This is a genomic window from Erythrobacter sp. HA7-11, assembly GCF_055693605.1.
In genome coordinates this window covers 2,430,822-2,451,158 of sequence record NZ_JBVFUF010000002.1, presented here as the reverse complement: position 1 = coordinate 2,451,158, position 20,337 = coordinate 2,430,822, and the positions used below count along the sequence as shown (strand labels likewise).

Annotated in this window: 24 protein-coding genes, 1 pseudogene and 2 riboswitches; of the genes and pseudogenes, 14 read left to right on the top strand and 11 right to left on the bottom strand. The window is 59.6% G+C overall.

The annotated features are described in order from the left end of the window. Positions 1–25: 25 nt before the first annotated feature. The 6 genes from ACZ1GU_RS12530 (at position 26) to gcvPB (ending at position 6,540) form a co-directional block, all read left to right on the top strand. A complete protein-coding gene (locus ACZ1GU_RS12530; protein WP_472648311.1) occupies positions 26–1,243 on the top strand; it encodes a serine hydrolase domain-containing protein in 1,218 nt (405 codons plus the stop codon). 99 nt (positions 1,244–1,342) lie between these two features. Beyond that, positions 1,343–1,439: riboswitch (glycine riboswitch) on the top strand. A 2-nt stretch (positions 1,440–1,441) separates the two neighbouring features. Then, positions 1,442–1,540, top strand: a riboswitch (glycine riboswitch). A 61-nt stretch (positions 1,541–1,601) separates the two neighbouring features. Continuing rightward, complete coding sequence (gene gcvT, locus ACZ1GU_RS12525; RefSeq protein WP_472648310.1) at positions 1,602–2,747, top strand: glycine cleavage system aminomethyltransferase GcvT; 1,146 nt, start codon at positions 1,602–1,604, stop codon at positions 2,745–2,747. 4 nt (positions 2,748–2,751) lie between these two features. Next, the gene (gene gcvH / locus ACZ1GU_RS12520) at positions 2,752–3,123 is read left to right on the top strand and encodes a glycine cleavage system protein GcvH (RefSeq protein WP_472648309.1); all 372 of its coding nucleotides are present in this window, start codon (positions 2,752–2,754) and stop codon (positions 3,121–3,123) included. A gap of 53 nt (positions 3,124–3,176) precedes the next feature. Next, entirely contained in the window at positions 3,177–3,578 is a 402-nt protein-coding gene (locus ACZ1GU_RS12515) for a hypothetical protein (RefSeq protein ID WP_472648308.1), read from the top strand. Between the two features lie 11 nt (positions 3,579–3,589). Further along, positions 3,590–4,954 (top strand): aminomethyl-transferring glycine dehydrogenase subunit GcvPA, encoded by a 1,365-nt coding sequence (gene gcvPA / locus ACZ1GU_RS12510; RefSeq protein ID WP_472648307.1) that lies wholly within the window; start codon positions 3,590–3,592, stop codon positions 4,952–4,954. Continuing rightward, positions 4,951–6,540: an aminomethyl-transferring glycine dehydrogenase subunit GcvPB gene (gene gcvPB / locus ACZ1GU_RS12505; protein ID WP_472648306.1), complete on the top strand. Its 1,590-nt coding sequence runs from the start codon at positions 4,951–4,953 to the stop codon at positions 6,538–6,540. The genes gcvPA and gcvPB overlap by 4 nt, the downstream gene beginning before the upstream one ends. Before the next feature lie 8 nt (positions 6,541–6,548). On the opposite strand, the gene ACZ1GU_RS12500 is transcribed toward gcvPB, so the two are convergent. Both ACZ1GU_RS12500 and ACZ1GU_RS12495 read right to left on the bottom strand, forming a co-directional pair. Beyond that, on the bottom strand, positions 6,549–7,862 hold the full coding sequence (locus ACZ1GU_RS12500; protein ID WP_472648305.1) for a lipopolysaccharide biosynthesis protein: 1,314 nt from the start codon (positions 7,860–7,862) through the stop codon (positions 6,549–6,551). A gap of 20 nt (positions 7,863–7,882) precedes the next feature. Continuing rightward, positions 7,883–8,689: an NTP transferase domain-containing protein gene (locus ACZ1GU_RS12495; protein WP_472648304.1), complete on the bottom strand. Its 807-nt coding sequence runs from the start codon at positions 8,687–8,689 to the stop codon at positions 7,883–7,885. 95 nt (positions 8,690–8,784) lie between these two features. Here ACZ1GU_RS12495 and ACZ1GU_RS12490 point away from each other — a divergent pair. Then, positions 8,785–8,838 (top strand): annotated as a pseudogene (locus ACZ1GU_RS12490) (hypothetical protein); the annotation flags it as partial. 25 nt (positions 8,839–8,863) lie between these two features. Continuing rightward, the gene (locus tag ACZ1GU_RS12485; protein ID WP_472648303.1) at positions 8,864–9,520 is read left to right on the top strand and encodes an Nmad3 family putative nucleotide modification protein; all 657 of its coding nucleotides are present in this window, start codon (positions 8,864–8,866) and stop codon (positions 9,518–9,520) included. Here the strand turns inward: ACZ1GU_RS12485 and mmsB are convergent. From mmsB to ACZ1GU_RS12460, 5 genes are all read right to left on the bottom strand, one after another. Further along, the gene (gene mmsB / locus ACZ1GU_RS12480) at positions 9,507–10,376 is read right to left on the bottom strand and encodes a 3-hydroxyisobutyrate dehydrogenase (protein WP_472648302.1); all 870 of its coding nucleotides are present in this window, start codon (positions 10,374–10,376) and stop codon (positions 9,507–9,509) included. The two genes, ACZ1GU_RS12485 and mmsB, sit on opposite strands and share 14 nt — an antisense overlap. 216 nt (positions 10,377–10,592) lie before the next feature. Further along, complete coding sequence (locus ACZ1GU_RS12475) at positions 10,593–11,387, bottom strand: enoyl-CoA hydratase-related protein (RefSeq protein WP_472648301.1); 795 nt, start codon at positions 11,385–11,387, stop codon at positions 10,593–10,595. After that, positions 11,384–12,454 carry an enoyl-CoA hydratase/isomerase family protein gene (locus tag ACZ1GU_RS12470; RefSeq protein WP_472648300.1) on the bottom strand — a complete coding sequence of 357 codons (1,071 nt, stop codon included), beginning with the start codon at positions 12,452–12,454 and terminating at the stop codon, positions 11,384–11,386. The genes ACZ1GU_RS12475 and ACZ1GU_RS12470 overlap by 4 nt, the downstream gene beginning before the upstream one ends. Then, positions 12,451–12,783, bottom strand: a complete 333-nt coding sequence (locus ACZ1GU_RS12465; RefSeq protein ID WP_472648299.1) for a hypothetical protein — start codon at positions 12,781–12,783, stop codon at positions 12,451–12,453. The genes ACZ1GU_RS12470 and ACZ1GU_RS12465 overlap by 4 nt, the downstream gene beginning before the upstream one ends. Before the next feature lie 59 nt (positions 12,784–12,842). Continuing rightward, on the bottom strand, positions 12,843–13,988 hold the full coding sequence (locus ACZ1GU_RS12460; protein WP_472648298.1) for an acyl-CoA dehydrogenase family protein: 1,146 nt from the start codon (positions 13,986–13,988) through the stop codon (positions 12,843–12,845). 112 nt (positions 13,989–14,100) lie between these two features. Here ACZ1GU_RS12460 and ACZ1GU_RS12455 point away from each other — a divergent pair, with 112 nt between their 5' ends. Next, positions 14,101–14,490, top strand: coding sequence for a hypothetical protein (locus tag ACZ1GU_RS12455; protein WP_472648297.1), 390 nt, complete (start codon positions 14,101–14,103; stop codon positions 14,488–14,490). An 8-nt stretch (positions 14,491–14,498) separates the two neighbouring features. Here ACZ1GU_RS12455 and ACZ1GU_RS12450 read toward each other — a convergent pair whose 3' ends face one another. Genes ACZ1GU_RS12450 through ACZ1GU_RS12440 form a run of 3 tightly spaced genes read right to left on the bottom strand, consistent with a single transcriptional unit; the run spans position 14,499 to position 16,868 of the window. Beyond that, positions 14,499–14,888 (bottom strand): RidA family protein, encoded by a 390-nt coding sequence (locus ACZ1GU_RS12450; protein ID WP_472648296.1) that lies wholly within the window; start codon positions 14,886–14,888, stop codon positions 14,499–14,501. Next, positions 14,885–15,370, bottom strand: coding sequence for a hypothetical protein (locus ACZ1GU_RS12445; RefSeq protein ID WP_472648295.1), 486 nt, complete (start codon positions 15,368–15,370; stop codon positions 14,885–14,887). Before ACZ1GU_RS12445 ends, ACZ1GU_RS12450 begins: the two co-directional genes overlap by 4 nt. 4 nt (positions 15,371–15,374) lie before the next feature. Further along, the gene (locus ACZ1GU_RS12440; RefSeq protein ID WP_472648294.1) at positions 15,375–16,868 is read right to left on the bottom strand and encodes a CoA-acylating methylmalonate-semialdehyde dehydrogenase; all 1,494 of its coding nucleotides are present in this window, start codon (positions 16,866–16,868) and stop codon (positions 15,375–15,377) included. Between the two features lie 164 nt (positions 16,869–17,032). Here ACZ1GU_RS12440 and ACZ1GU_RS12435 point away from each other — a divergent pair, with 164 nt between their 5' ends. The 3 genes from ACZ1GU_RS12435 to ACZ1GU_RS12425 all read left to right on the top strand — a co-directional run bounded on the left by ACZ1GU_RS12435 (position 17,033) and on the right by ACZ1GU_RS12425 (position 18,211). Then, positions 17,033–17,746 carry a hypothetical protein gene (locus ACZ1GU_RS12435; RefSeq protein ID WP_472648293.1) on the top strand — a complete coding sequence of 238 codons (714 nt, stop codon included), beginning with the start codon at positions 17,033–17,035 and terminating at the stop codon, positions 17,744–17,746. Between the two features lie 203 nt (positions 17,747–17,949). Continuing rightward, positions 17,950–18,063, top strand: coding sequence for an enoyl-CoA hydratase (locus ACZ1GU_RS12430; RefSeq protein ID WP_472648292.1), 114 nt, complete (start codon positions 17,950–17,952; stop codon positions 18,061–18,063). 34 nt (positions 18,064–18,097) lie between these two features. Further along, the gene (locus tag ACZ1GU_RS12425; protein ID WP_472648291.1) at positions 18,098–18,211 is read left to right on the top strand and encodes an enoyl-CoA hydratase; all 114 of its coding nucleotides are present in this window, start codon (positions 18,098–18,100) and stop codon (positions 18,209–18,211) included. A gap of 72 nt (positions 18,212–18,283) precedes the next feature. Here the strand turns inward: ACZ1GU_RS12425 and ACZ1GU_RS12420 are convergent, their stop codons facing one another. Continuing rightward, positions 18,284–19,042, bottom strand: coding sequence for an enoyl-CoA hydratase-related protein (locus tag ACZ1GU_RS12420; protein WP_472648290.1), 759 nt, complete (start codon positions 19,040–19,042; stop codon positions 18,284–18,286). A 290-nt stretch (positions 19,043–19,332) separates the two neighbouring features. Between ACZ1GU_RS12420 and ACZ1GU_RS12415 the strand changes: the two genes are divergently transcribed. Then, positions 19,333–19,743, top strand: coding sequence for a hypothetical protein (locus tag ACZ1GU_RS12415; protein WP_472648289.1), 411 nt, complete (start codon positions 19,333–19,335; stop codon positions 19,741–19,743). A gap of 109 nt (positions 19,744–19,852) precedes the next feature. Then, positions 19,853–20,314, top strand: coding sequence for a Dps family protein (locus tag ACZ1GU_RS12410; RefSeq protein ID WP_472648288.1), 462 nt, complete (start codon positions 19,853–19,855; stop codon positions 20,312–20,314). Positions 20,315–20,337 lie beyond the last annotated feature (23 nt).

Here is a 20,337-nt window from a genome sequence, read left to right as displayed (position 1 = left end):
GCGTTTTAGCGGCAATGCTCCGATCATGATTGCCAGACTGATCGCCGCGACGCTTGCGCTCACTATGACCACCACCGCCTGCGCCACCACGCCAGACACCGGGCCCGAAGTGGATACGCGCCCAGCAACCGTAGTGGTAGCGTTTGATCGCGACAGTATAACTCCGCTGATAGTCGAAGGTGTGCGCAATCGCGACAGCGGAGAGCCGGTCGAAGCCAACGACCCAGTGCGCATTGCCAGCATTTCCAAACTGATCATGGCGCTGGCAACCTTGCGGCTGGTCGATGAGGGCAAGGTCGATCTGGATGCCGATGTCTCAGACTATCTCGGCTGGCAGGTACGCAATCCAAACTTTCCCGATGCCAAGGTGACGCTCGCACAATTGCTCTCTCACCGATCTGGCCTGCGTGATAATGCGGGCTATGTGATCCCGCTCGGCGAAAGCCTGGAGGCGAAACTTGCCGAGCCAGAGGCGTGGTATGCTGATGGCCCGCCGGGCGAAGCGCCTTTTGAGTACGCTAACCTTGGCTCGCCTGTTGTGGCGACCGTACTCGAGGCGGCCACAGGTGAGCGATTTGACCGCATTTTGGAGCGCACGGTATTTGCTCCCTTGGATGTCAAAGCGTGCCTGAATTGGGTGGGCTGCGATGACGACATGATCGCCCGCGCGGTCACGCTCTATCGCGATACTGGCGATGTGGCCCGCGATGAGCCAAGCGATCTGCCGCCCAATTGCACTGTTCCCATTGCGGAAGGCACAGAATGCGACCTTGCGAGCTACGTTCCGGGCACCAATGCCTCGATCTTCTCGCCCCAAGGCGGGGTGCGGATCGGTATGATGGATCTGGCCAAGATCGGGCAGGAATTGACCAAACGCCATACCGACAGTTTCCTGTCATTTGACTCACTTGGCATGTTTATTTTTTCGATGATGCATAAACCTGAGCCAGGACAGGAGTTCTTTTGTGTTTACGGACTTGGCGTTCAAATGATTGAGGCCCCCCAAGAAACGTGTTCCGATGGGCTCTTCGATGACGGTTTGTCGCGCATTGGCCATGCAGGTGAAGCCTATGGTCTTCGTTCAGGGCTGTGGCTCGACGCAGTCGGTGGCACGGGAATAGCTTACTTCACCACCGCCGTTCCACCGCGCCAAGGGGCCGAAGACGAGGGCGGGTTCTCACAGCGCGAAAAAGACCTGATGAAGCGCGCTCAGGCGCTGCTCGCGGAGCAAACCTCCAACTGATCGCACGATTGTTTCGCGTTTTCCCGGATAATGCTTGGCGGAGATTGACGCACCCCTTCGCATGCGCAACATGACGCATGCCCGTCAGAAGTGATTCTGGCATCTTTCGCGGGAGAGATTTGGCTGAGATTTCAGCCAAGGCGCCGAAGGAGCAACCGCCCCGGAAACTCTCAGGCAAACGGACCGCGCTGGAATGGGCACTCTGGAAAGCGCCAATGTGAGCAATCGCATGGCCACCGAAGGGGAAGGCCGGGTCGTTTGCGACCCTGCTAAGCTCTCAGGTTACCCGACAGAGGGGGCAAGTTGGAACGACGCGCCGCTTTGGTGCGTTGTTTTGCCTGCTGCGGGGACTGAAGTTTTGAGCGATGAAATACCAGAAGATACAGGTGAAGACCTGCCGCTGAAGGCATTGCCGCTGGATGCGTGGCATCGCGCGCGCGGAGGCCGGATGGTCCCGTTCGCGGGCTATGAAATGCCGATCCAGTATGACGGCATCAAGGCCGAGCATGAATGGACCCGCACCAATGCTGGGCTGTTTGATGTCTCGCATATGGGGCAGTTATTGCTGTCTGGCGAGGGACTGGACGCAGCGGTCGAAGCCATCCTGCCGATCGACCTCTCGACGTTGAAATTGGGGCGCCAGCGTTATTCGCTTCTGCTCGACGAGAATGGTGGCGTGCTCGATGATCTGATGGTCTCGCGCTGGCCCGACGCGCTCTATCTGGTGGTGAACGGCGCGACCAAGTACGACGACATTGCGTATTTGCGCGAGCATCTGCCCGATGAAATCACGCTCCACCATATGGAAGATCACGCGCTGCTCGCTTTGCAGGGGCCAAAGGCGGCAGCCGCGCTCGCGCGGCACACGGATGGCGAGTATCAACTCTCTGATCTGACTTTCATGCGCTTTGGCCGGTTCACGATTGCAGGCCACCTGGCGACGATTGCGCGGGCGGGCTACACTGGCGAAGACGGGTTCGAGATATCGGTTGCCTCCGACGTGGCGGAGGAAGTAGCAGAGCTGCTTTGCGGCGAGCCGGAAGTGAAGCCGGTGGGGCTGGGCGCACGGGATTCTTTGCGGCTGGAGGCGGGTCTGCCGCTCTACGGGCATGACCTGTCGCCAGAAACGAGCCCGATCGAAGCGGGGCTGATTTTCGGAATAAACAAGCGCCGCCGCACCGAAGCCGGAGGCGACTTTCCCGGCGCAGAGCGTATTCGCCGCGAGATTGTGGGCGGGACGGCTCGAAAATGGGTCGGCTTGTCGATTGAAGGCCGCATGCCAGCGCGCGAAGGGGCCAAAATCTTTGCCGGCGACGAAGAAATCGGCATCGTGACCAGCGGCGGCTTCTCGCCCTCGCTCGGTCATCCGATTGCGATGGGCTATGTCACGCCCGACCGCGCCGCGGACGGCGCCGAGCTGGAAATCGAAGTCCGCTCAAAACGCCTGCCCGCTACCGTTTCACCGATGCCTTTTGTGCCTCACCGCTATTTCAGAGGGAGCTGATTGAATGCCGCGTTATTTTACCGATGAACACGAATGGATCGACGTCGAAGGCGAAAGCGCCACCGTCGGCATCACCGATTATGCGCAGGAGCAATTGGGCGACATCGTGTTTGTCGAGCTGCCTGAAACCGGCAGCCAGGTCGAAAAAGGCGGCGAGGCGGCCGTGGTCGAGAGTGTGAAGGCGGCCAGCGATGTCTACGCCCCGATCACCGGCGAAGTGATGGAAACCAACAGCGCGCTCGAAGATGATCCGGCGCTGGTCAATACCTCGCCAGAGGAGGAAGGTTGGTTCTTCCGCATGACCATCGGCGATGCCAGCGAGCTCGACGGTCTGATGGACGACAAGGCGTATAAGGCGTTTGTCGATAATTTGTGATGCGAAACGCGCTCACGATCTCTTGCTTAGCGCTATTTTTGGGGAGCTGCGCTATGTCGGCGCCCGACGATGCATACACCGTGGCTGAGGTCCTCGCTGACATTTCAGCAGAGGACAGCAAGCTAGATGGAAAGGTCGTGAAGGTGACGGGCTGGTTAGGTGAGTGTGGCGGGACCAATTGCGCTATATTCAGCACTTTGGATGATGCGAAAAAGGTCGCTGCCTATCGAGAGCTTCCAGACGAAGAATGGATGCCAGCTTTTGATCGCGCACTTGGGATCGGCGGCAACGACGATTTCGATACTCGAGCGATCTTCATGCAGTTCAGTGAAGTTGTCGTTCGGGGAGAAATCAACGCCACTTGGAGAGCGCCTCCTGACGACAGCGGCACGCAATTCGGATGCTTGGACCGATGCGACGATATTCGACCTCACTCCATCACATTGATTCTTTAGCGAGATTTTAGATGCGTTACCTACCTCTCACCGACACCGATCGCAGCGATATGCTTGCCAAAATCGGCGCGTCCTCAATCGACGATCTGTTCGTCGATGTGCCCGAAGTCGCGCGTCTCGATGGCCCGATCCGCGGTCTGCCGATGCACGCCAGCGAGATGGCGGTCGAGCGGCATATGAAAAAGCTCGCCAGCAAGAATTTGGCCGCGGGTGATGCGCCGTTCTTCCTTGGCGCGGGCGCATACCGACACCATGTTCCGGCCAGCGTCGACACGGTGATCCAGCGCGGCGAGTTTCTGACCGCCTATACGCCCTATCAGCCTGAAATCGCGCAAGGCACGCTGCAAATGCTGTTCGAGTTTCAGACGCAGGTCGCGCGCCTTTATGGCTGTGCGGTCGCCAACGCCTCGCTCTACGATGGCTCGACCGCTTGCTGGGAAGCGGTCGCCATGGCGGGCCGCGTCACGCGCCGCAAACGCGCGGTGCTCTCTGGTGCGCTGCATCCGCATTACAGCGAAGTCGTGAAGACGATGGCGCAATTCACCGGCGACACGATTGCCGATGCGATGCCCGCGATCCAGACCGAGCCGGACAACTCTGGCCTCATAAGCCGCATCGATGACGAAACATCCTGTGTCGTGGTGCAATATCCCGACATCCTCGACCGCATCCCGGACCTGACCGAACTCGCCGATGCCGCTCATGAAAAGGGCGCGTTGCTGGTTGTCGTCAACACCGAGCCGGTGGCCTTGGGCGCGATCAAATCGCCCGGTGAAATGGGCGCGGATATCGTCGTGGGCGAAGGCCAGTCCATCGGCGTCGGCCTGCAATTCGGCGGGCCTTATCTTGGCCTGTTTGCCGTGCGTGACCCCAAGCATGTTCGCCAAATGCCGGGACGGCTATGCGGTGAAACCACCGATGCAGAGGGTAAGCGCGGCTTTGTGCTGACGCTCTCGACCCGCGAGCAGCACATTCGTCGCGAGAAAGCGACGTCGAACATCTGCACCAATTCAGGCCTGTGCGCGCTCGCCTTCAGCGTTCACATGACACTGCTGGGTGAGAAAGGCTTGCGCGAGCTGGCTGCAGAAAACCATCGTCTCGCGTGCAAGACCGCTGATCGTTTGGCGCAAATCCGTGGCGTCACCCTGCTGAACAATGCGTTCTTTAACGAGTTCACGGTGCAACTGGGCGGCAGACCGGCGCGCGAAGTGGTGCGCGCACTTGCCGATAAAGGCGTGCTCGGCGGCGTCTCGCTTGACCGGCTTTATCCTGGTGTAGAGGCGCTGAACGATGCGCTGCTCATCGCGGTGACCGAGACCACCACCGAGGATGATATCGAAACCCTCGCGACCACTCTTGAGGAGGTGCTGTCATGAACGCGCCCAACAAATCCGGCTGGAAACCAGCGATGGAAGCTGCCGATGATGGCATGCACAATGGCCCCGAAACGACCACCGGCAACCGCGCCCTGATGCTCGAAGAGCCGTTGCTGTTCGAAATCGGCCATGCGGAGACCACTGGCGTTGACCTGCCCGAGATCGACACGGGCCATGCCAATCGCCTCGGCGGGTTTGAGCGCGAGGAGTCAATCGGCCTCGTCGGCCTGACCGAGCCGGAAACTGTCCGGCATTACACTCGCCTCAGCCGCCAGAATTACGGCATTGATCTGGGTTTCTTCCCGCTCGGCAGCTGCACGATGAAGCACAATCCGCGCCTTAACGAAAAGATGGCCCGGCTACCCGGCTTTGCAGATATTCATCCGCTGCAACCGGTTTCGACGGTGCAGGGCGCGCTCGAAGTTATGAACGAGCTTGCGCATTGGCTGATCGACCTAACCGGCATGCACAGCGTTGCGATGAGCCCAAAGGCGGGCGCACATGGCGAGCTTTGCGGCATCTTGTGCATCCGCGCTGCCCTCGAAGCACGCGGCGATGCGCGTGAAGTCGTGCTCGTGCCGGAAAGCGCACATGGGACCAATCCGGCGACCGCGGCTTTCGCCAACTACCGGGTGGAAGATATCCCCGCGACGCCGGAAGGACGCATTGATGTCGTCGCGTTGAAAGAGCGGCTTGGCCCTGACGTCGCAGCGGTGATGATCACCAATCCGAACACGTGCGGCCTGTTTGAAAAAGACTTCCGCGAGATCTCCGATGCCGTCCACGAAGCGGGCGGTTTCGTCTATTGCGACGGCGCGAACTTCAACGCGATCGTGGGCCGCGTTCGCCCCGGCGACCTTGGCGTCGATGCGATGCACATCAACCTGCACAAGACCTTCTCAACCCCGCATGGCGGCGGTGGCCCCGGCTCTGGGCCGGTGGTTTTGTCCGAAGCGCTCGCGCCCTTTATGCCGCTGCCCTACACCGCGCGCACGAAAGACGGCGTGGTGCATTTGGTCGAGGAAGAACAGGCAGATGAGTTCGCCAAAGAGCATTTTGGCGGACCATTGCAGCACTTTGGCCGAATGACGGCGTTCCACGGACAGATGGGCATGTTCACCCGCGCGCTGACCTATATGCTCAGCCACGGTGCTGATGGCCTGAAGCAGGTCGCTGAAGACGCGGTATTGAACGCCAATTACATCCTGCGCAGTCTGGAGGATATTCTCCATGCGCCTTTCGCCGATAGCGGCCCATGCATGCATGAGGCATTGTTCGGCGATAAGGATTTCGGCGGCGGTCTTTCTACCCTTGATCTGGCCAAGGGTCTGATCGACGAAGGCTATCACCCGATGACGGTGTACTTCCCACTGGTGGTGCATGGCGCGATGTTGGTTGAGCCGACCGAGACGGAAAGCAAGGCGAGCATTGATCAGTTCATCACTGCGTTCCGCAGCGTGACAGAGCGGGCGCTGGCGGGCGATGAGAGCCTGAAGCAAGCGCCATACTATGCGCCGCGTCGCAGGCTCGATGAGACGGCGGCGGCTCGCAAGCCAAAGCTCGCTTGGAGTGAACCGGAAGACTAAGCGCGCGCCTAAGCGTCGCGGCGTTCTGGTTCGGTCGCGGGAGTGTTCTCCTGTGCCGGGCTCGCGAGTTTGCCGTTCGGATCGACTGCGATCTTGATCTCGCGCATGTTCAGTACCGCTACGAAGAAGCCGATCACCGCCAGCGAGCTTGATCCGAGCATCGCGAAGGCTGCGCCTTTTGCGCCGTCCCACTGGATCGCGGTGTTGAGGAGAAGCAGCGCGAGCACAGTGGGTACGAGCCGCACGAGGAATGCCGTGTGCGCTTTGCCCGCCGAAACCAGAAGCGACTCCAAGCTCGCCCCGACCAGCTCAACCGCGCCAGCGATCGAAAGGATCACCATCGCCCAATAGAAGCGGGAGAAATCTTCTTCGGCAATTGTCTCAAGGCCCCAGCGGCCAAACAGCAGCGCCATACCGACCGCTAGAATGCCCGCGACCACGGCGATATTGGCCATGCGGCGGGCGATATCGACCGCGTTTTTCTCGTCGTGAACCAGCTCTGGCAGGATCGCTTTGGAAATGGTCTGCGCGAGCACCACCAAGGCTTGGCCCAATTGCGCGGCGACGCGGAAGCCACCTGCAAGCGCAGCTCCACCAAACGTCCCAACCAACAGGATGATGACCTGCTTGCCTGCGATGGTGAGGCTGCCCGACATGTTGGTCGACCAAACGAAACGCCAGGCATCGGAGTGCTTTTGCGGGATGCGCTTAAGGCTGACTTTGCTCCAGTCAATCGGCGCGCCGCGTGTTGCGACGACCCATAGCGCGATGGCGACCGCCACTTCGGCGGCGGCCCAGGCGAGTACAAAACCTGCGACATTGGGCATGAATAATGCGGCGAGCACCGCACCAGCCGCCCGGATGGCGGGTTGCACCGCCTCTGCGCCGGTCGCGGTCGCAAACTTGAACTTCAGCCGCAGCAGTCCCGTGGGCGTCGTTCGGATCGAGAGCAGCGAGATCATGCAATAGCCGAAGGTGAGCCATAGCAGCTCGTCGGGCAGGGGGAGCCACAATTGTGCCGTCCAAACCACTCCGGCGGCGATCACCGCGCCCATCAGGACAGACAGAATATCGAGCGCGATGGCAAAGCCAGTAGCTTCACTCGCGCCTTCGCCATTTGCGCCCCACCGCACGATGAATTGCCAGGTCTGAAAATTGGCGAGACCCGTGACGGTTTGTCCGAGCGCCACAATGATTGCGAAATAGCCGAAATTCTCGATCCCCAGCGTATGGGTTGCGAGATAGAGGTAAACGAGGCTCATCGCCGCGTTGAAACCGCGCCCCGTCAGCAGCCAGCCGATATTTTGGAAGAGGCGCTTCACCTGCTGGCTCGAACGGGCGGTTAGCCGCGTTTGCCTTCGGTTTTGATCAGCAAGCGCTCGGTCACCTCGAAGGTGCGTTCGTTATCGACATCGATCGCATACTGCCCTTTGCTCAGCACAATCGGGACGAGCTTGATGCCGAAGCGCTTCGAAATCTGCGCGAACAGCTTTTCTTTCGAGCCTGTGCCAAGTCGGAAGCGGATCAGGTTCATTAGGCCGAATGCCCTGATGATGCGAGCGGGGAACTTCACGAACTGCCCGCCTTCGCGCATGATTTCGGCGGCTTTCAGCGCCTTCTCGCTGCCCATCCAATACATGTTGCAATTGGAATAGCCGCCATCCTTGAACTCGTAGAACTTTTTCTGCCCCTCGGGATCTGCGGCCTGTACGTCTTCCTTGCGCGCGAGGCCTGCAGCGGCTCCTGCTTCTTCGGCCAGCGCTTTCTCGATGAACTCGCCATAGCCCTCGGGCGTGACGAGGCAATTGTCTGCGGTTGTGATCAGCAGCGGGAATTGGACGCCCTCAGCACCGGAAACAACGCTGTCGACGATGTTGAACCTGCCTTCGGCGAAGGTCAGGCGGCCCTCTTCGAGCAGTTTCGCGACCACGGGAAGCGCGGCGATCTCTTCTGGCTCATGCGCGACAATGCGGATTGCACCAACGCGCTCGCAGGCGGCGACTTGCTCTACCACGCGGGCGATCATCGGTGTGCCGTTGACCGGGACGACGCATTTTTGCGCAACGCCTGCGCGCTCGGCCAGCGGATCGAGCACGCCCGAGCGTTTGCCCGCCATAATGAGTGCGGTGACTTTTTGAGGTTCGCTCATTCGCTAATTCCGTCCTTCTCTGCGCCTCTAGCGGCAAACCCCAGCCTGCGCAAAGTGGGGTGCGACGAGTGTTGTGCAACACTGGATCGCTCGCCATGAGGGGCGCCATGCGAATTATCTTTTCTCGCAAGGGGTTTGACAGCGCGGCTGGCGGTGGTCCGTCGCCGATAGTCAATGGTCGGCACGATCAGTCTGCCGATCCCGGCAGGTGCGGCGAGCGTGACCACCTATGGCGATTTGGGGCTTGGCGAATTGGTTTCGCAGGCGAGCAGGGGGAATTTGGGTGCGGTCGATCCTTGCCACCACGATCCGATGTTTCGAGCGGATGGAACCTGCTGGTTCGGCCAATGCGGTGCGGCGCAAACGCATCTGGAGCGGCAGGGCGTCGGGCTGGGCGATGTGTTCGTCTTCTTTGGTTTGTTCAGGGCCGAGGGCGAAAGACCGCATCATCGCATTTTCGGGTATTTGAAGGTCGAAGAGATGCTAGCGCTAACCGCTGGCGTGCCTGAAGAATGCGTGGATGTGGGCCATCCGCACGCGCTGGCGCTGCATGGCTCCAACGATGTGATCTGGCGCGGGGAGGGGCGGCAAGCCTCGCATGCCGGCAATACTCTGCGGCTCACCATGCCAGACGCGAACCCATCCTTGTGGCGGCGGCCTGCATGGCTGAAGCCTGGCGGACTATCCTATCACGACCGGCCTTCGCGCTGGGCCAAACGCGGCCAGCTGCAAAGCGTTGCGCGCGGTCAGGAATTCGTCGCTGATGTTGGGCGCAGACAGGCTCCGCGCGAGTGGCTCGACGCGGTAATCGTTGAAATCAATAGGTCTTGATGATCGCAGAGAAATCGAGCGCTTCATTGCCCGCTCCGAGGAAATCCTCATAGAGCGCCGCCGCGCGCGAACCCAAAGGAACCGCCGCATCGGCAGTCTCCGCCGCCTCCATTGCCAGCCGCAAATCCTTGACCATCAACGGTGTCGCAAAGCCGCCCGCATAGCCATTGTCGGCAGGGCTTTCGACACCGACACCTGGCAACGGGGTGTAGGCGTTCAAGGACCAATTGTAGCCCGAGCTTTGCGAGCTGATCTCGTAGAATTTCTGCGGATCAAGACCGAGCTTTTCGGCCATTTTCATCGCTTCGGCTGTGCCAATCATTGTGATCGCAAGCAGCATATTGTTGCAAATCTTTGCGGTTTGGCCCGCACCGACAGCGCCAGCATGGATCACCGCCTTGCCCATCGCGGAAAGGATCGGCTCAGCCGCGTCGAATGCGTGATGCTCACCCCCGACCATGAAGGTCAGCGTCCCGCCATTAGCTGCTGCAATCCCGCCAGAGACGGGCGCATCGACGAACTTGTAGCCCTCCGCATGCGCGGCCTCAGCGACTTCGCGCGCGGAGGCGACATCAATGGTCGAACAGTCGATCAAAGTCGCGGCGTGAGGCGTGTGGCCGATCACATCGCTGGTGTAAACGTCTTTCACGATCGCGCCGCTTGGCAGCATGGAGACGACTGCTTCCACGCTTTCGACCGCATCGCGCACATTAGAGAACGTTTCGCACCCGGCTTCTTTCGCGCGGGCAAGCGCATCCTCGGACAGGTCAAACGCTTTGACCGTGTGCCCCGCTTTCACGAGGTTCGCGGCCATCCCGCCGCCCATATTGCCGAGGCCGATAAAGGCTATTTTCATGTCACTCTCCCAATCAACTCAGCAAGCCGATGATGCCGAACAGCATCATGCCAAACCCTCCAATGGCCAGCGCTCCCATCGCTCCATAGGTTCCCAGCCTTTGGCCATTTGCGGTCCACCCCCTTGAAGGAGGGGTGAATCGGCTAAACTTTCGCCACGCGCGAAAGTTGGCAATCGTTAGCCATATGCCGCCGAGCAGCAAACCAATGTGAAGGATTACCGCCCCTTCCAATTGCCCTCGCGCTTCTCGATAAACGCCGCCATGCCTTCGGCCTTGTCCTCGCTGGCGGTCAGGATCTGGAAGATGCGGCGCTCCATGATCAGACCCTGATCCAGCGAGCTTTCAAACGCTGCATTGACCATTTCCTTGTTCGCCATTGCGGCCATTGGCGGCATTGAAGCGATGGTCGCGGCGGTTTTGAGCACATCGCCTAGCAAGTCCGCTTGCGGCACAACGCGCACCACCAGATTTGCGCGCTCGGCTTCTTCTGCGCACATCATCCGGCCCGTCAGGCACATTTCCATCGACTTTGATTTGCCAATTGCGCGGGTGAGGCGCTGCGAACCGCCCATGCCGGGGGCCACGCCCAGCTTGATTTCGGGCTGGCCGAATTTGGCATTGTCCGACGCGATGATAAAGTCGGCCATCATGGCAAGCTCGCACCCGCCGCCCAGCGCGAAGCCGTTGACCGCCGCGATCCAGGGCTTGCGGGTCTTCTTGACGATCTCGGACGTCCACGGCGCAAAGAAATCGTCGAGGTAGAAATCGACCGCGGCCTTCTCGCTCATCTCCTTGATGTCGGCTCCTGCGGCAAAGGCCTTCTCGCCCGATCCGGTCAGCACCGCGCACAGCTGGCTGTCATCAGCATTGTAGGCGGCGAAAGCGTCAATCAACTCTTCGAGCACTTTGGAGTTGAGCGCGTTGAGCGCCTTTGGCCGATTGAGCGTCATCAGCGTGACGCCCGTGTTGCCCTGCGCGTTGGTTTCGACGGTGATTGTTTCGTAACTCATAGGGGCTTCCATTCCTCGTCAGCCGGCAGCGGAGCAAAGATCGCATCGAGCAGCTCTTCGCTCACATCTTGCGGAGTCGCCGGATCCCATTTGGGATCGTGTGTCTTGTCTGTGATCACTGCGCGTACGCCCTCGGCAAAATCGGGGCGGGTCAGCACGCGGCTGCCGATGCGATATTCCATCCGCATATTGTCGGCGAAATCGTCGAGGTTCGCGCTCTTCGCGAGTTGGCGAAGAGCCACTTTGCAAGTCTGCGGTGATTTGGTGCCGAGCGTGTCACGCTCTTTCTGCGCCCATTCCGCGCCGCCATTCTCATTGCTCTCGACTTCTGCCTCGAGGCTGGCGAGAATGTCTTCGTAGCTGTCGCTGGCAAAGTGCTTCGCGATCTTAAGCGCGTTCTTCTCGATCCGCGCCTCTGGCGGTGTGCCCACCGGTTCGGACAGGATGCCGGAGATACGTCCGGGGCGTTCGGCAATCCGTGCCTTGATATCGTCCAGCATCTCGCTCGGGACGTAATGCGTCGCGAGGCCCGCCCACAGAGCTTCTGATCCATCCAGCCGCGCACCGGTGAGCGCGAGGAACTGGCCGATCCGACCGCCCAGGCGCGAGAGATACCAGCCGCCGCCGACGTCAGGAAACAGGCCGATACCCGTTTCGGGCATGGCAAAGCGGGTGTTCTCGGTCGCGACGCGGAATTTGGCCGGAAGCGAAATGCCGACCCCGCCGCCCATCGTGATGCCATCCATGAATGCCACGATCGGCTTTTCATAGGTGAACATCTGGTGGTTCAATTGGTACTCGTCGTGGAAGAACTTGCGGCCCGAAACTCCGCCATCGTTCAGCGCGCTATCGCGCAGCATGGCGATATCGCCGCCCGCGCAGAAACCGCGCGTCCCCTCGGCATGGTCGAGGATGATCGCCTGCACTTCATCATCGCCCGCCCATTCGGAGAGCGCCGCGCTCATGGCGTGGCACATATCGAGCGTGAGCGCATGCAGCGCCTTGGGCCGGTTCAAAGTGATATGGCCGATCGCGGCGGATTTTCGGGTTAGGACGTCTTGATTCATGAAATTTGCCGCTCCTCAGCGGTCTCAATAGGCGGAAAGATACGCCATGCAATAAGCCAGTAGGTAGCGCCAGCCACGGCAGCACCAAACCCAAAGAAAGCTAAAGCCGCAGGGGTCATCGAGGAGCCAATCATCCAGAGAAACGCTGGGGCAGAGATCGCGCAAGCGATCACGTAGAATTGCCAGTTGGCTATTCTTTTGACTTCCGTGAAAATCAGTACGGGGAGAGCGACTATGCTAGCCCAGAAAAGTCCGACAGATGCATAAGCAAACGTGAGAATCCAGAACATGCCCGTCGCAAGATCTCCCAAAAGAGAACCGATCAGCATCAGAGAAAACGACCCGACAAATGCCGAAAATATATATGCAAAAATGACGTGAAGTGCCCTCACTGCCGCAACAAATCCCGTCCAACGATCATGCGCATCACCTGATTGGTCCCTTCGAGGATCGAATGCACGCGCAAATCGCGCCAGAACCGCTCAATCGGGTAATCCTTCAGATAACCGTAGCCGCCGAACAATTGTAGAGCATCATTGACGACCTTGCTGCCATTATCAGTCGCGAGCCGCTTTGCCATTGCGGAAAAGCGTGATTTATCAGGCGCGTTGTCGGTGACTTTGGCGGCGGCGAGATAGAGCAGCGCGCGCGCGCTCTCCAGATCGGTCGCCATGTCGGCGAGCATGAATTGCGTGTTCTGGAAGTCGGCAATCGGCGTGCCGAATTGCTTGCGATCCTTGGTATAGGCCACCGCTTCGTCCAAGCAGCGCTGTGCCCCGCCAAGCGAACACGCGCCGATATTAAGGCGTCCGCCATCCAGACCCATCATTGCAAAGCGGAAGCCTTCGCCTTCATCGCCGACGCGGTTGCCAACCGGGATGCGGGCATCCTCAAAGATGACCTGCGCGGTCGGGGAGGCGTTCCAGCCGAGCTTTTTCTCGGGCGCGCCAAAGCTGACGCCCGGCGTGTCCTTGTCGATCACAAGGCAGGTGATGCCCTTGGTCTTGTGCTCGCTGGTGCGAACCATCGTTACGTAGATGTCGTTGACGCCGCCGCCGGAGATGAACTGCTTTGTGCCGTTCAGGACGTAATGATCGCCGTCCAGCACGGCATTGGTTTTAAGGCCCGCTGCGTCCGATCCGCTGCCCGGTTCAGTCAGGCAATAACTCGCGATTTTGTCCATCGAGATGAGATCGGGAAGGTAGCGATCCTTCAGCTCTTGCCCGCCGAACTCGTCGATCATCCACGCGGCCATGTTGTGGATCGAGATAAACGCGCTGGTGGTGGGGCAGCCATAGGCCATCGCCTCCATGATCAGCGCGGCCTCTAACCGTCCAAGGCCGATCCCGCCGCTTTCTTCCGAGACGTAGATCGCGCCAAAGCCAAGCTCGGCGGTTTGTTTGATTACGTCCTTGGGGAAGTGATGCTGCTCATCCCATTCGCCCGCATGCGGCGTGATGTTATCTGCGGTGAAACGCTGCGCCATTTCCTGGATCGCAAGCTGATCTTCTGTGAGTTGAAATTGTCCTGTCATGGCTCGCGTTGTACCCCGCTTGGAGCCGCTAGAAAAGCATGCGGCGATGCGAATTTTGAGCCTCGCGTGCAATATTTGTAACCGAACCGGCGGGACTTGCGTAACTATTGCTATGCAAACAGAAAACGCCAAGCTTTTGATCGTTTACAACGCCGATGGCGGGATTCTGAACGCGCTGGTCCACGCCGTGCATAAGTCTGTCTTTCCCGCGACTTATCCGTGTTCGCTCTGCGCGATAACCTATGGCGCGGTGTCGATGCGCAAAGTGTGGCGCAGCTATCTGGACAGCCTGCCGATGGAGAAAGTGTTTCACCACCGCGACGATCTGGCGGCCGACTATCCGCATCACGGCTTTGACCTTCCTGCGATTCTGATCCGCGAGAATGGCGGCGAACCGCGCTTGTTGCTCGGCCCTAAAGAGTTGGACGCGATGACGCATGTTGATCAGCTTATCGCGGCGATGGATTTCGCGCTGCAGCGGCATATCCGCGCTGTCGCTTAACAAGCGCTTCAAGGGTCGGAGACGACCGCTTCGGCTTCCATCTCAACCTTCCATTCTTCGCGGCATAGCCACGCGACGCCCGCCATGGTCGCGGCTGGCGGATTGTCACCAAAGAAGCGCGCGTGCACTTCACCCACGGCTGCTTGATCAGCTGGATCTGTGAGAAGCATTCGGGTGCGCACCACGTCCGCCGCGCTGCCGCCTAATTCTTCGATAGCTTTGACGATCAGCGACAGGCAACGTTCCGCCTGCTCGACCGCACCGCCCGGCGTCGTCTCACCATCATCCTCAATCGGGCCAGTGCCCGCGACAACAATGCGATTGCCCTCCCGCACCGCGCGGCAAAACCCGAACTGCTTTTCGAATGGTGAGCCCGACGTGGTGCGAGCGCGAGTCATCCCTTGCACTTCTTGCGCGGATATTCGTCCACTGCATCGGGCGTCGCGCCGTCAACCACGTGCAGCGTGCCGTCGTCCTTGATCGTGAGCTGCCGCAGGGCGCGCCATGTTTCGCCTTCACCCGACATGGCGAGGTCGACGCGCAATGTGTCGCTCTCTGTCTGGAAGGAGCGGATGTCGCCGACGGACTCGTAGAAGACGAGCTGGGTTTGGGTGATTTCGAGCCGCATATCGGATTCCGGAGCGCAGCTGCCGCCGATATAGTCCCACACGCCGAGGAACTGATCCGGAATTTTCGCAGCGGCCTGAGCATCAGCGACAGGTTGTGCGTCGGCCCTTGTTTCAGCCACCTCTTGCGGCCCGGCTTGAGCAGCGGGCGTGCCCGCCTGTTCGCCAGCCGCGACGGCCTCATCGGTGGCTATGTCACTCTGCGAACATGCCGTCAGCGTCAGCGCTCCGATCAATGCAAATGTCGCTCGCATCGCCTCACCCCATCGTAGGAATTACAAAGGCATTCGATCCATCGCCACCACCATCGGGCCAGCGCTGGGTGATCTTCTTCTTCTTGGTCCAGAAGGCGAGACCTTCCGTGCCATATTGGTCGATATCGCCGAAGCCCGAACGCTTCCATCCGCCAAAGCTGTGATAACTGACCGGAACCGGGATCGGCACGTTCACGCCGACCATACCGACTTGCACGCGGCTGGCAAACTCGCGCGCGGCGTGGCCGTTGCGGGTGAAGATCGCGACACCATTTCCGTATTGGTGTTCGCTTGGCAGGCGCACGGCGTCTTCGAAATCCTTTGCGCGCACGATTTGCAGCACGGGTCCGAAGATTTCTTCCTGATAGCTAGCCATTTGCGGCGTCACACGGTCGATCAGGGTTGGTCCGACGAAGAAGCCATCCTCATGTCCCTGCAAAGAAAAGCCGCGACCATCGACGACGATTTCGCCGCCTTCTTCCTCTGCTGTTGTAATCCATTGCTCGATCCGGGCCTTGTGCTCGGGCGTAACGACCGGGCCGTAATGCGCGTCCGGATCGGTGGAGACGCCAATGCGCAGAGCATTGATCGCCGGGATCAGCTTTTCACGTAGGCGGTTCGCCGTGTCATCACCCACCGGGACGACCACCGGCAGAGCCATGCAGCGCTCACCCGCCGAGCCGAAAGCCGCGCCGGCCAGATCGTTCACCACCTGATCGAGATCGGCATCGGGCATCACAATGCCGTGGTTCTTCGCGCCGCCAAAAGCCTGCACGCGCTTTCCGAACTCAGCGCCGCGATGATAGATGTAGTGAGCGATATCGGAGGAGCCGACAAAGCTGATAGCCGGGATGTCGGCGTGCTCGATGATCGCATCGACCATTTCCTTGTCACCGTGGACGACCTGCAGCAGGCCTTCAGGAGCGCCTGCTTCGACGAACAATTCGGCCAGCCGCACTGGCACCGACGGATCGCGCTCGGAGGGCTTCAAGATAAAGGCGTTGCCCGCTGCACACGCCATGCCGAACATCCACATTGGGATCATCGCAGGGAAATTGAACGGAGTGATACCCGCGCCGATGCCAAGCGGCTGACGCATCGAATAAACGTCAATGCCGGGGCCAGCGCCTTGCGTGTATTCGCCCTTCAAAACCTGCGGAATGCCGCAAGCATATTCGATCACTTCAAGGCCGCGCTGCACATCGCCCTTGGCATCGTCGATCACCTTGCCGTGCTCGCTCGAAAGCAGCTCTGCGAGGCTCTGCATGTTGGCTTCGATCAGCTCTTTGAACTTAAACATCACGCGCGCGCGCTTCTGCGGATTGGTCGCCGCCCATTCGGGCTGGACCTTCTTCGCGGTCGCGACCGCCCGGTCGAGCAGCGCCTTATCGCCCAGAGCGACTTCGGCCTGAATCTCACCGGTCGATGGGTTCCAAATTTGATGCTTGCGGGTGGGGGCGGGGCTATCGCCGAGAATAAAATGATCAACCTGACGCATGGGGTCGTCTCTCCTCTGTATGTGCGTTCAATTGCAGGAGCATGTGCGCGCGCGCAAGCCTTGTGAGCGGCTAGGAAAGGGCGCGCATTGTGGCTGCGCGATTTGCGACATGATCTGTCTCGCGCTTGTGTGTGCACGAAATTTTGTGCACCCATGGCCGCGCAATGCACCTGTTCGAAGCTTTGATTGTGATGCACGTCATCGCCGGCGCGATAGGCCTCATCGCCTTCTGGGTGCCGATCGCTGCGCGCAAAGGCGGCAAGGCGCATCGCAAATGGGGCAAGGCTGCGTGCTATGGCTTTATGGCTGCAGGTGCGCTCGCCATCGCGATGGCCTTGTTGTCGCTTTATGGCCCGGAAGAGCGTATACCTTCGATCACTGACCGCGAGCTGTTCGCCGGATTGTTTGGCTGGATGATGCTCTATCTCGGACTGCTGACGATTGGCTTTGCCGATTATGGGCTGGCCTCGGTCACGCATGCGAGGAGCCGCGAGAGCCTGCGTGCTCCGCGATACCAGGTGGTGATCGCGACGGTGGTGATATCGGCTTTGTGGTGCGGCTATTTCGGCGTTCGCGTCGAGCACCCGCTGATGGTGTTGGTGGCGTTTGTCGGGTTGGTGGCGATGGGACTGCAACAGCGCTTCATCTGGCGAGCCGACCCGCCCGACGCGCGCAGCGCCTATGTCGGTGAGCACTTCCGCGCGCTGATCGGGATGGGGATTTCGGCCTACACCGCGTTTCTTTCGGTTGGACTGATCAGAATTGTGCCTGAGCAGGTTTTCAACCCGTTGATATGGGCCGGGCCGAGCGCGATTGGCGTGGGTCTGATTATCTATTTCACGATCCAGACGAAGCCAAAGGCGCGCGCTGCCACTTGAGCGGGCGCGCTACAAAAACACAAATCCCAACTCTTGGCGAAATATCCCAATGATGCGCAAATAGCGTTTATCTGCGGTTAATGTGACTACACAGAAACCGCAGTTTTCTGCCGTTTTTCAAGTTTGGCACGGCTCCTGCAAAGCTGTTTGCATCCAGCGGGATCGTCCCGCCAGATACGAAACAAGCACCAAGGAGACTTAAAATGTTCGCTACCGAAACCACCAACACCGCAATCGCAGCCGTTTTCTCACTGGCTATCTCAGCGGTTCTTTTCGCCACCGCAATTATCCCTGCCAGTCCAACGCTGTTTGCCTAAGCGCAAGCCAAATCTAACTCGAAGGAAAGCCCCCATGTTTGCCAATTCAAACCGCACCACCGTCCTCGCAGCCGTCCTGTCGCTGAGCATGTCAGCGGTTCTGTTCGCGACCGCCATTGTCCCAGCCAGCCCCGGCCTATTCGCCTGATCGCAAACCACCGTAAACCCGCCCGGTCTCACACTTGGAAACCGGGCCAGTCCCAAGCACATTCAACCGCGACTACGGATAAACAGCGGGCCGTTTCGCCATCATCGCCGCGACGCTTTCGCCGAATTCAAGCGACTTCAATTGTGCGGCAAAAATCTCCGCTTCGGCATTCATACACTGAGTGATTGCCTCGTTCTGAGTCCGCACCAGCGCCTTTGATTGGCGCATCGCATTCGGAGCCGCATTGGCCACCAATTGCGCCAAGGCCTTAGTCTCCTCAGCAAATACCCCATCGTCGAACACGCGCGAGGTCAGCCCCATGCGCAGCGCCTCTTCCGAGGTCAGCGTGCGTCCGGTTAGGAATACATCGTTGGCCGCCGCCATACCGATAATTGCTGGCAGCAGCATGGATGACGCGGCTTCCGGTACAAGACCCAGCTTCACAAATGGCGCGGCGAAGGTCGCCGACTGCGCCGAATAGACCAGGTCGCAATGCAGCGTCAGCGTCAATCCGACGCCGATGGCAGGTCCATTGACCGCTGCGATCAGCGGCTTGGGGCAATCCTTGATCGCGTAAAGAAACTGAACGACCGGCGGCAGGCCGTCCCCCCGCGGGCCCATCGCAAAATCCTGAAGATCATTGCCCGAGGTGAAATAGTCGCCCGTGCCGATGAACATCAGCGCGCGGTTTTCTTCGTCCGCACCATAGGCATTCACCGCATCCGCCATCGCCTGATACATGTCCTGCGTGATCGCGTTCTTCTTTTCCGGACGATTGATCCGCACGGTAACAAGACGGTCGGCGGTTTCGACGATGATGTGGTCGGACATGGTGCTTCCTCGTAATTACAGATCGAATGTGGCGCGCTGCGGGTGCGTGTCAAGCGCAGCGCAGCGACGGTTTTGGTGGCGAATTGTTGTGACGCTACGGTCTGGCGAAACTGCGCCTGCCTGCTAGGGCGAAAGCATGGATTCTTTTCTGCTCGCGATGCTGCTGGTGTTTGCGATCGCGCTGGGCGGGCGCGATCAACTGCTCGTTGCACGCCTGTCCGATTCTGCTCGGGTCACGCCTTTCTTTGCTGGCGCTGGGATTGACTGTCGCGGCACTAAGCGCAGCCGCTATGGCGCTTGCGGGGTCGGCCATTGCCGCCATGCTGCCCCAGCGCGCCGCCGATATGCTGGTCGCTTTTGCGCTCGCCGCAGCAGCATTCGAACTCATCTGGCCGATCAAGTCCAAGCCACTGGCAGAGCCGACGCGCTCGCTGGGCGCAATCGGACTTGTCCTGTTCGCGCGGCAATTGGGTGATGGCGCACGGTTTGTGGTTTTCGCCCTCGCAGCCGAAGCGAGCTATCCGACTGTTGCCGCGCTTGGCGGAGCGATTGGGGGAGGCGCGGCGATTGCGCTGGCTTGGTCGATAGGCGGCGATGCCCTCGCAAAAGTGCCCCTGCGCGTGATCCGACTGAGCTTGGCCGCGTGTCTGATTGTTGCCGCGCTTCTGATCGGTTTGAACGCTCGTTTCGCGATCTTCTGATCGGTTTTATCGATCAATACGATTGGCAGACTTCGCGAAACCATGCCAGCCCTCGACCATTGATTAGGTGAACATGCCAAGCGGCAGTAACACTATCGAGGAGGCATTTATGCTTGACCCAAAAGACAATTCGAAGACCGCGATGATCACCGAAATCAACGCTTTGTTGGCTGATCACTTCGCGCTTTATATCAAGACGAAGAACTTTCATTGGCACGTGACCGGCCCGCGTTTCCGCGATCTGCATCTGCTGTTTGACGAGCAGGCGATCGAAATCCGCGACCAGATTGATGCGATTGGCGAGCGCGCCCGCAAACTTGGCGGCGACACGCTGACATCCGTCGGCTCGGTCGCTCAACATACGCAGATCAAGGATCAGGACAGTACGTCGCTTCGCGCGGAAGACATGATCGCGGAGCTGCGTGATGACAATGCCAAAATGATCGACCGATTGAAGGCGATGAAACCATTGGCCGAAGAAGCAGGCGACAACGCAACCGATGGTTTGATCGACGACTGGACCGATATGGCAGAAGAGCGCGTGTGGTTCCTCACATCGCTGCTGAAGTAAACCCGCGCGTTTCAGGCGAATAC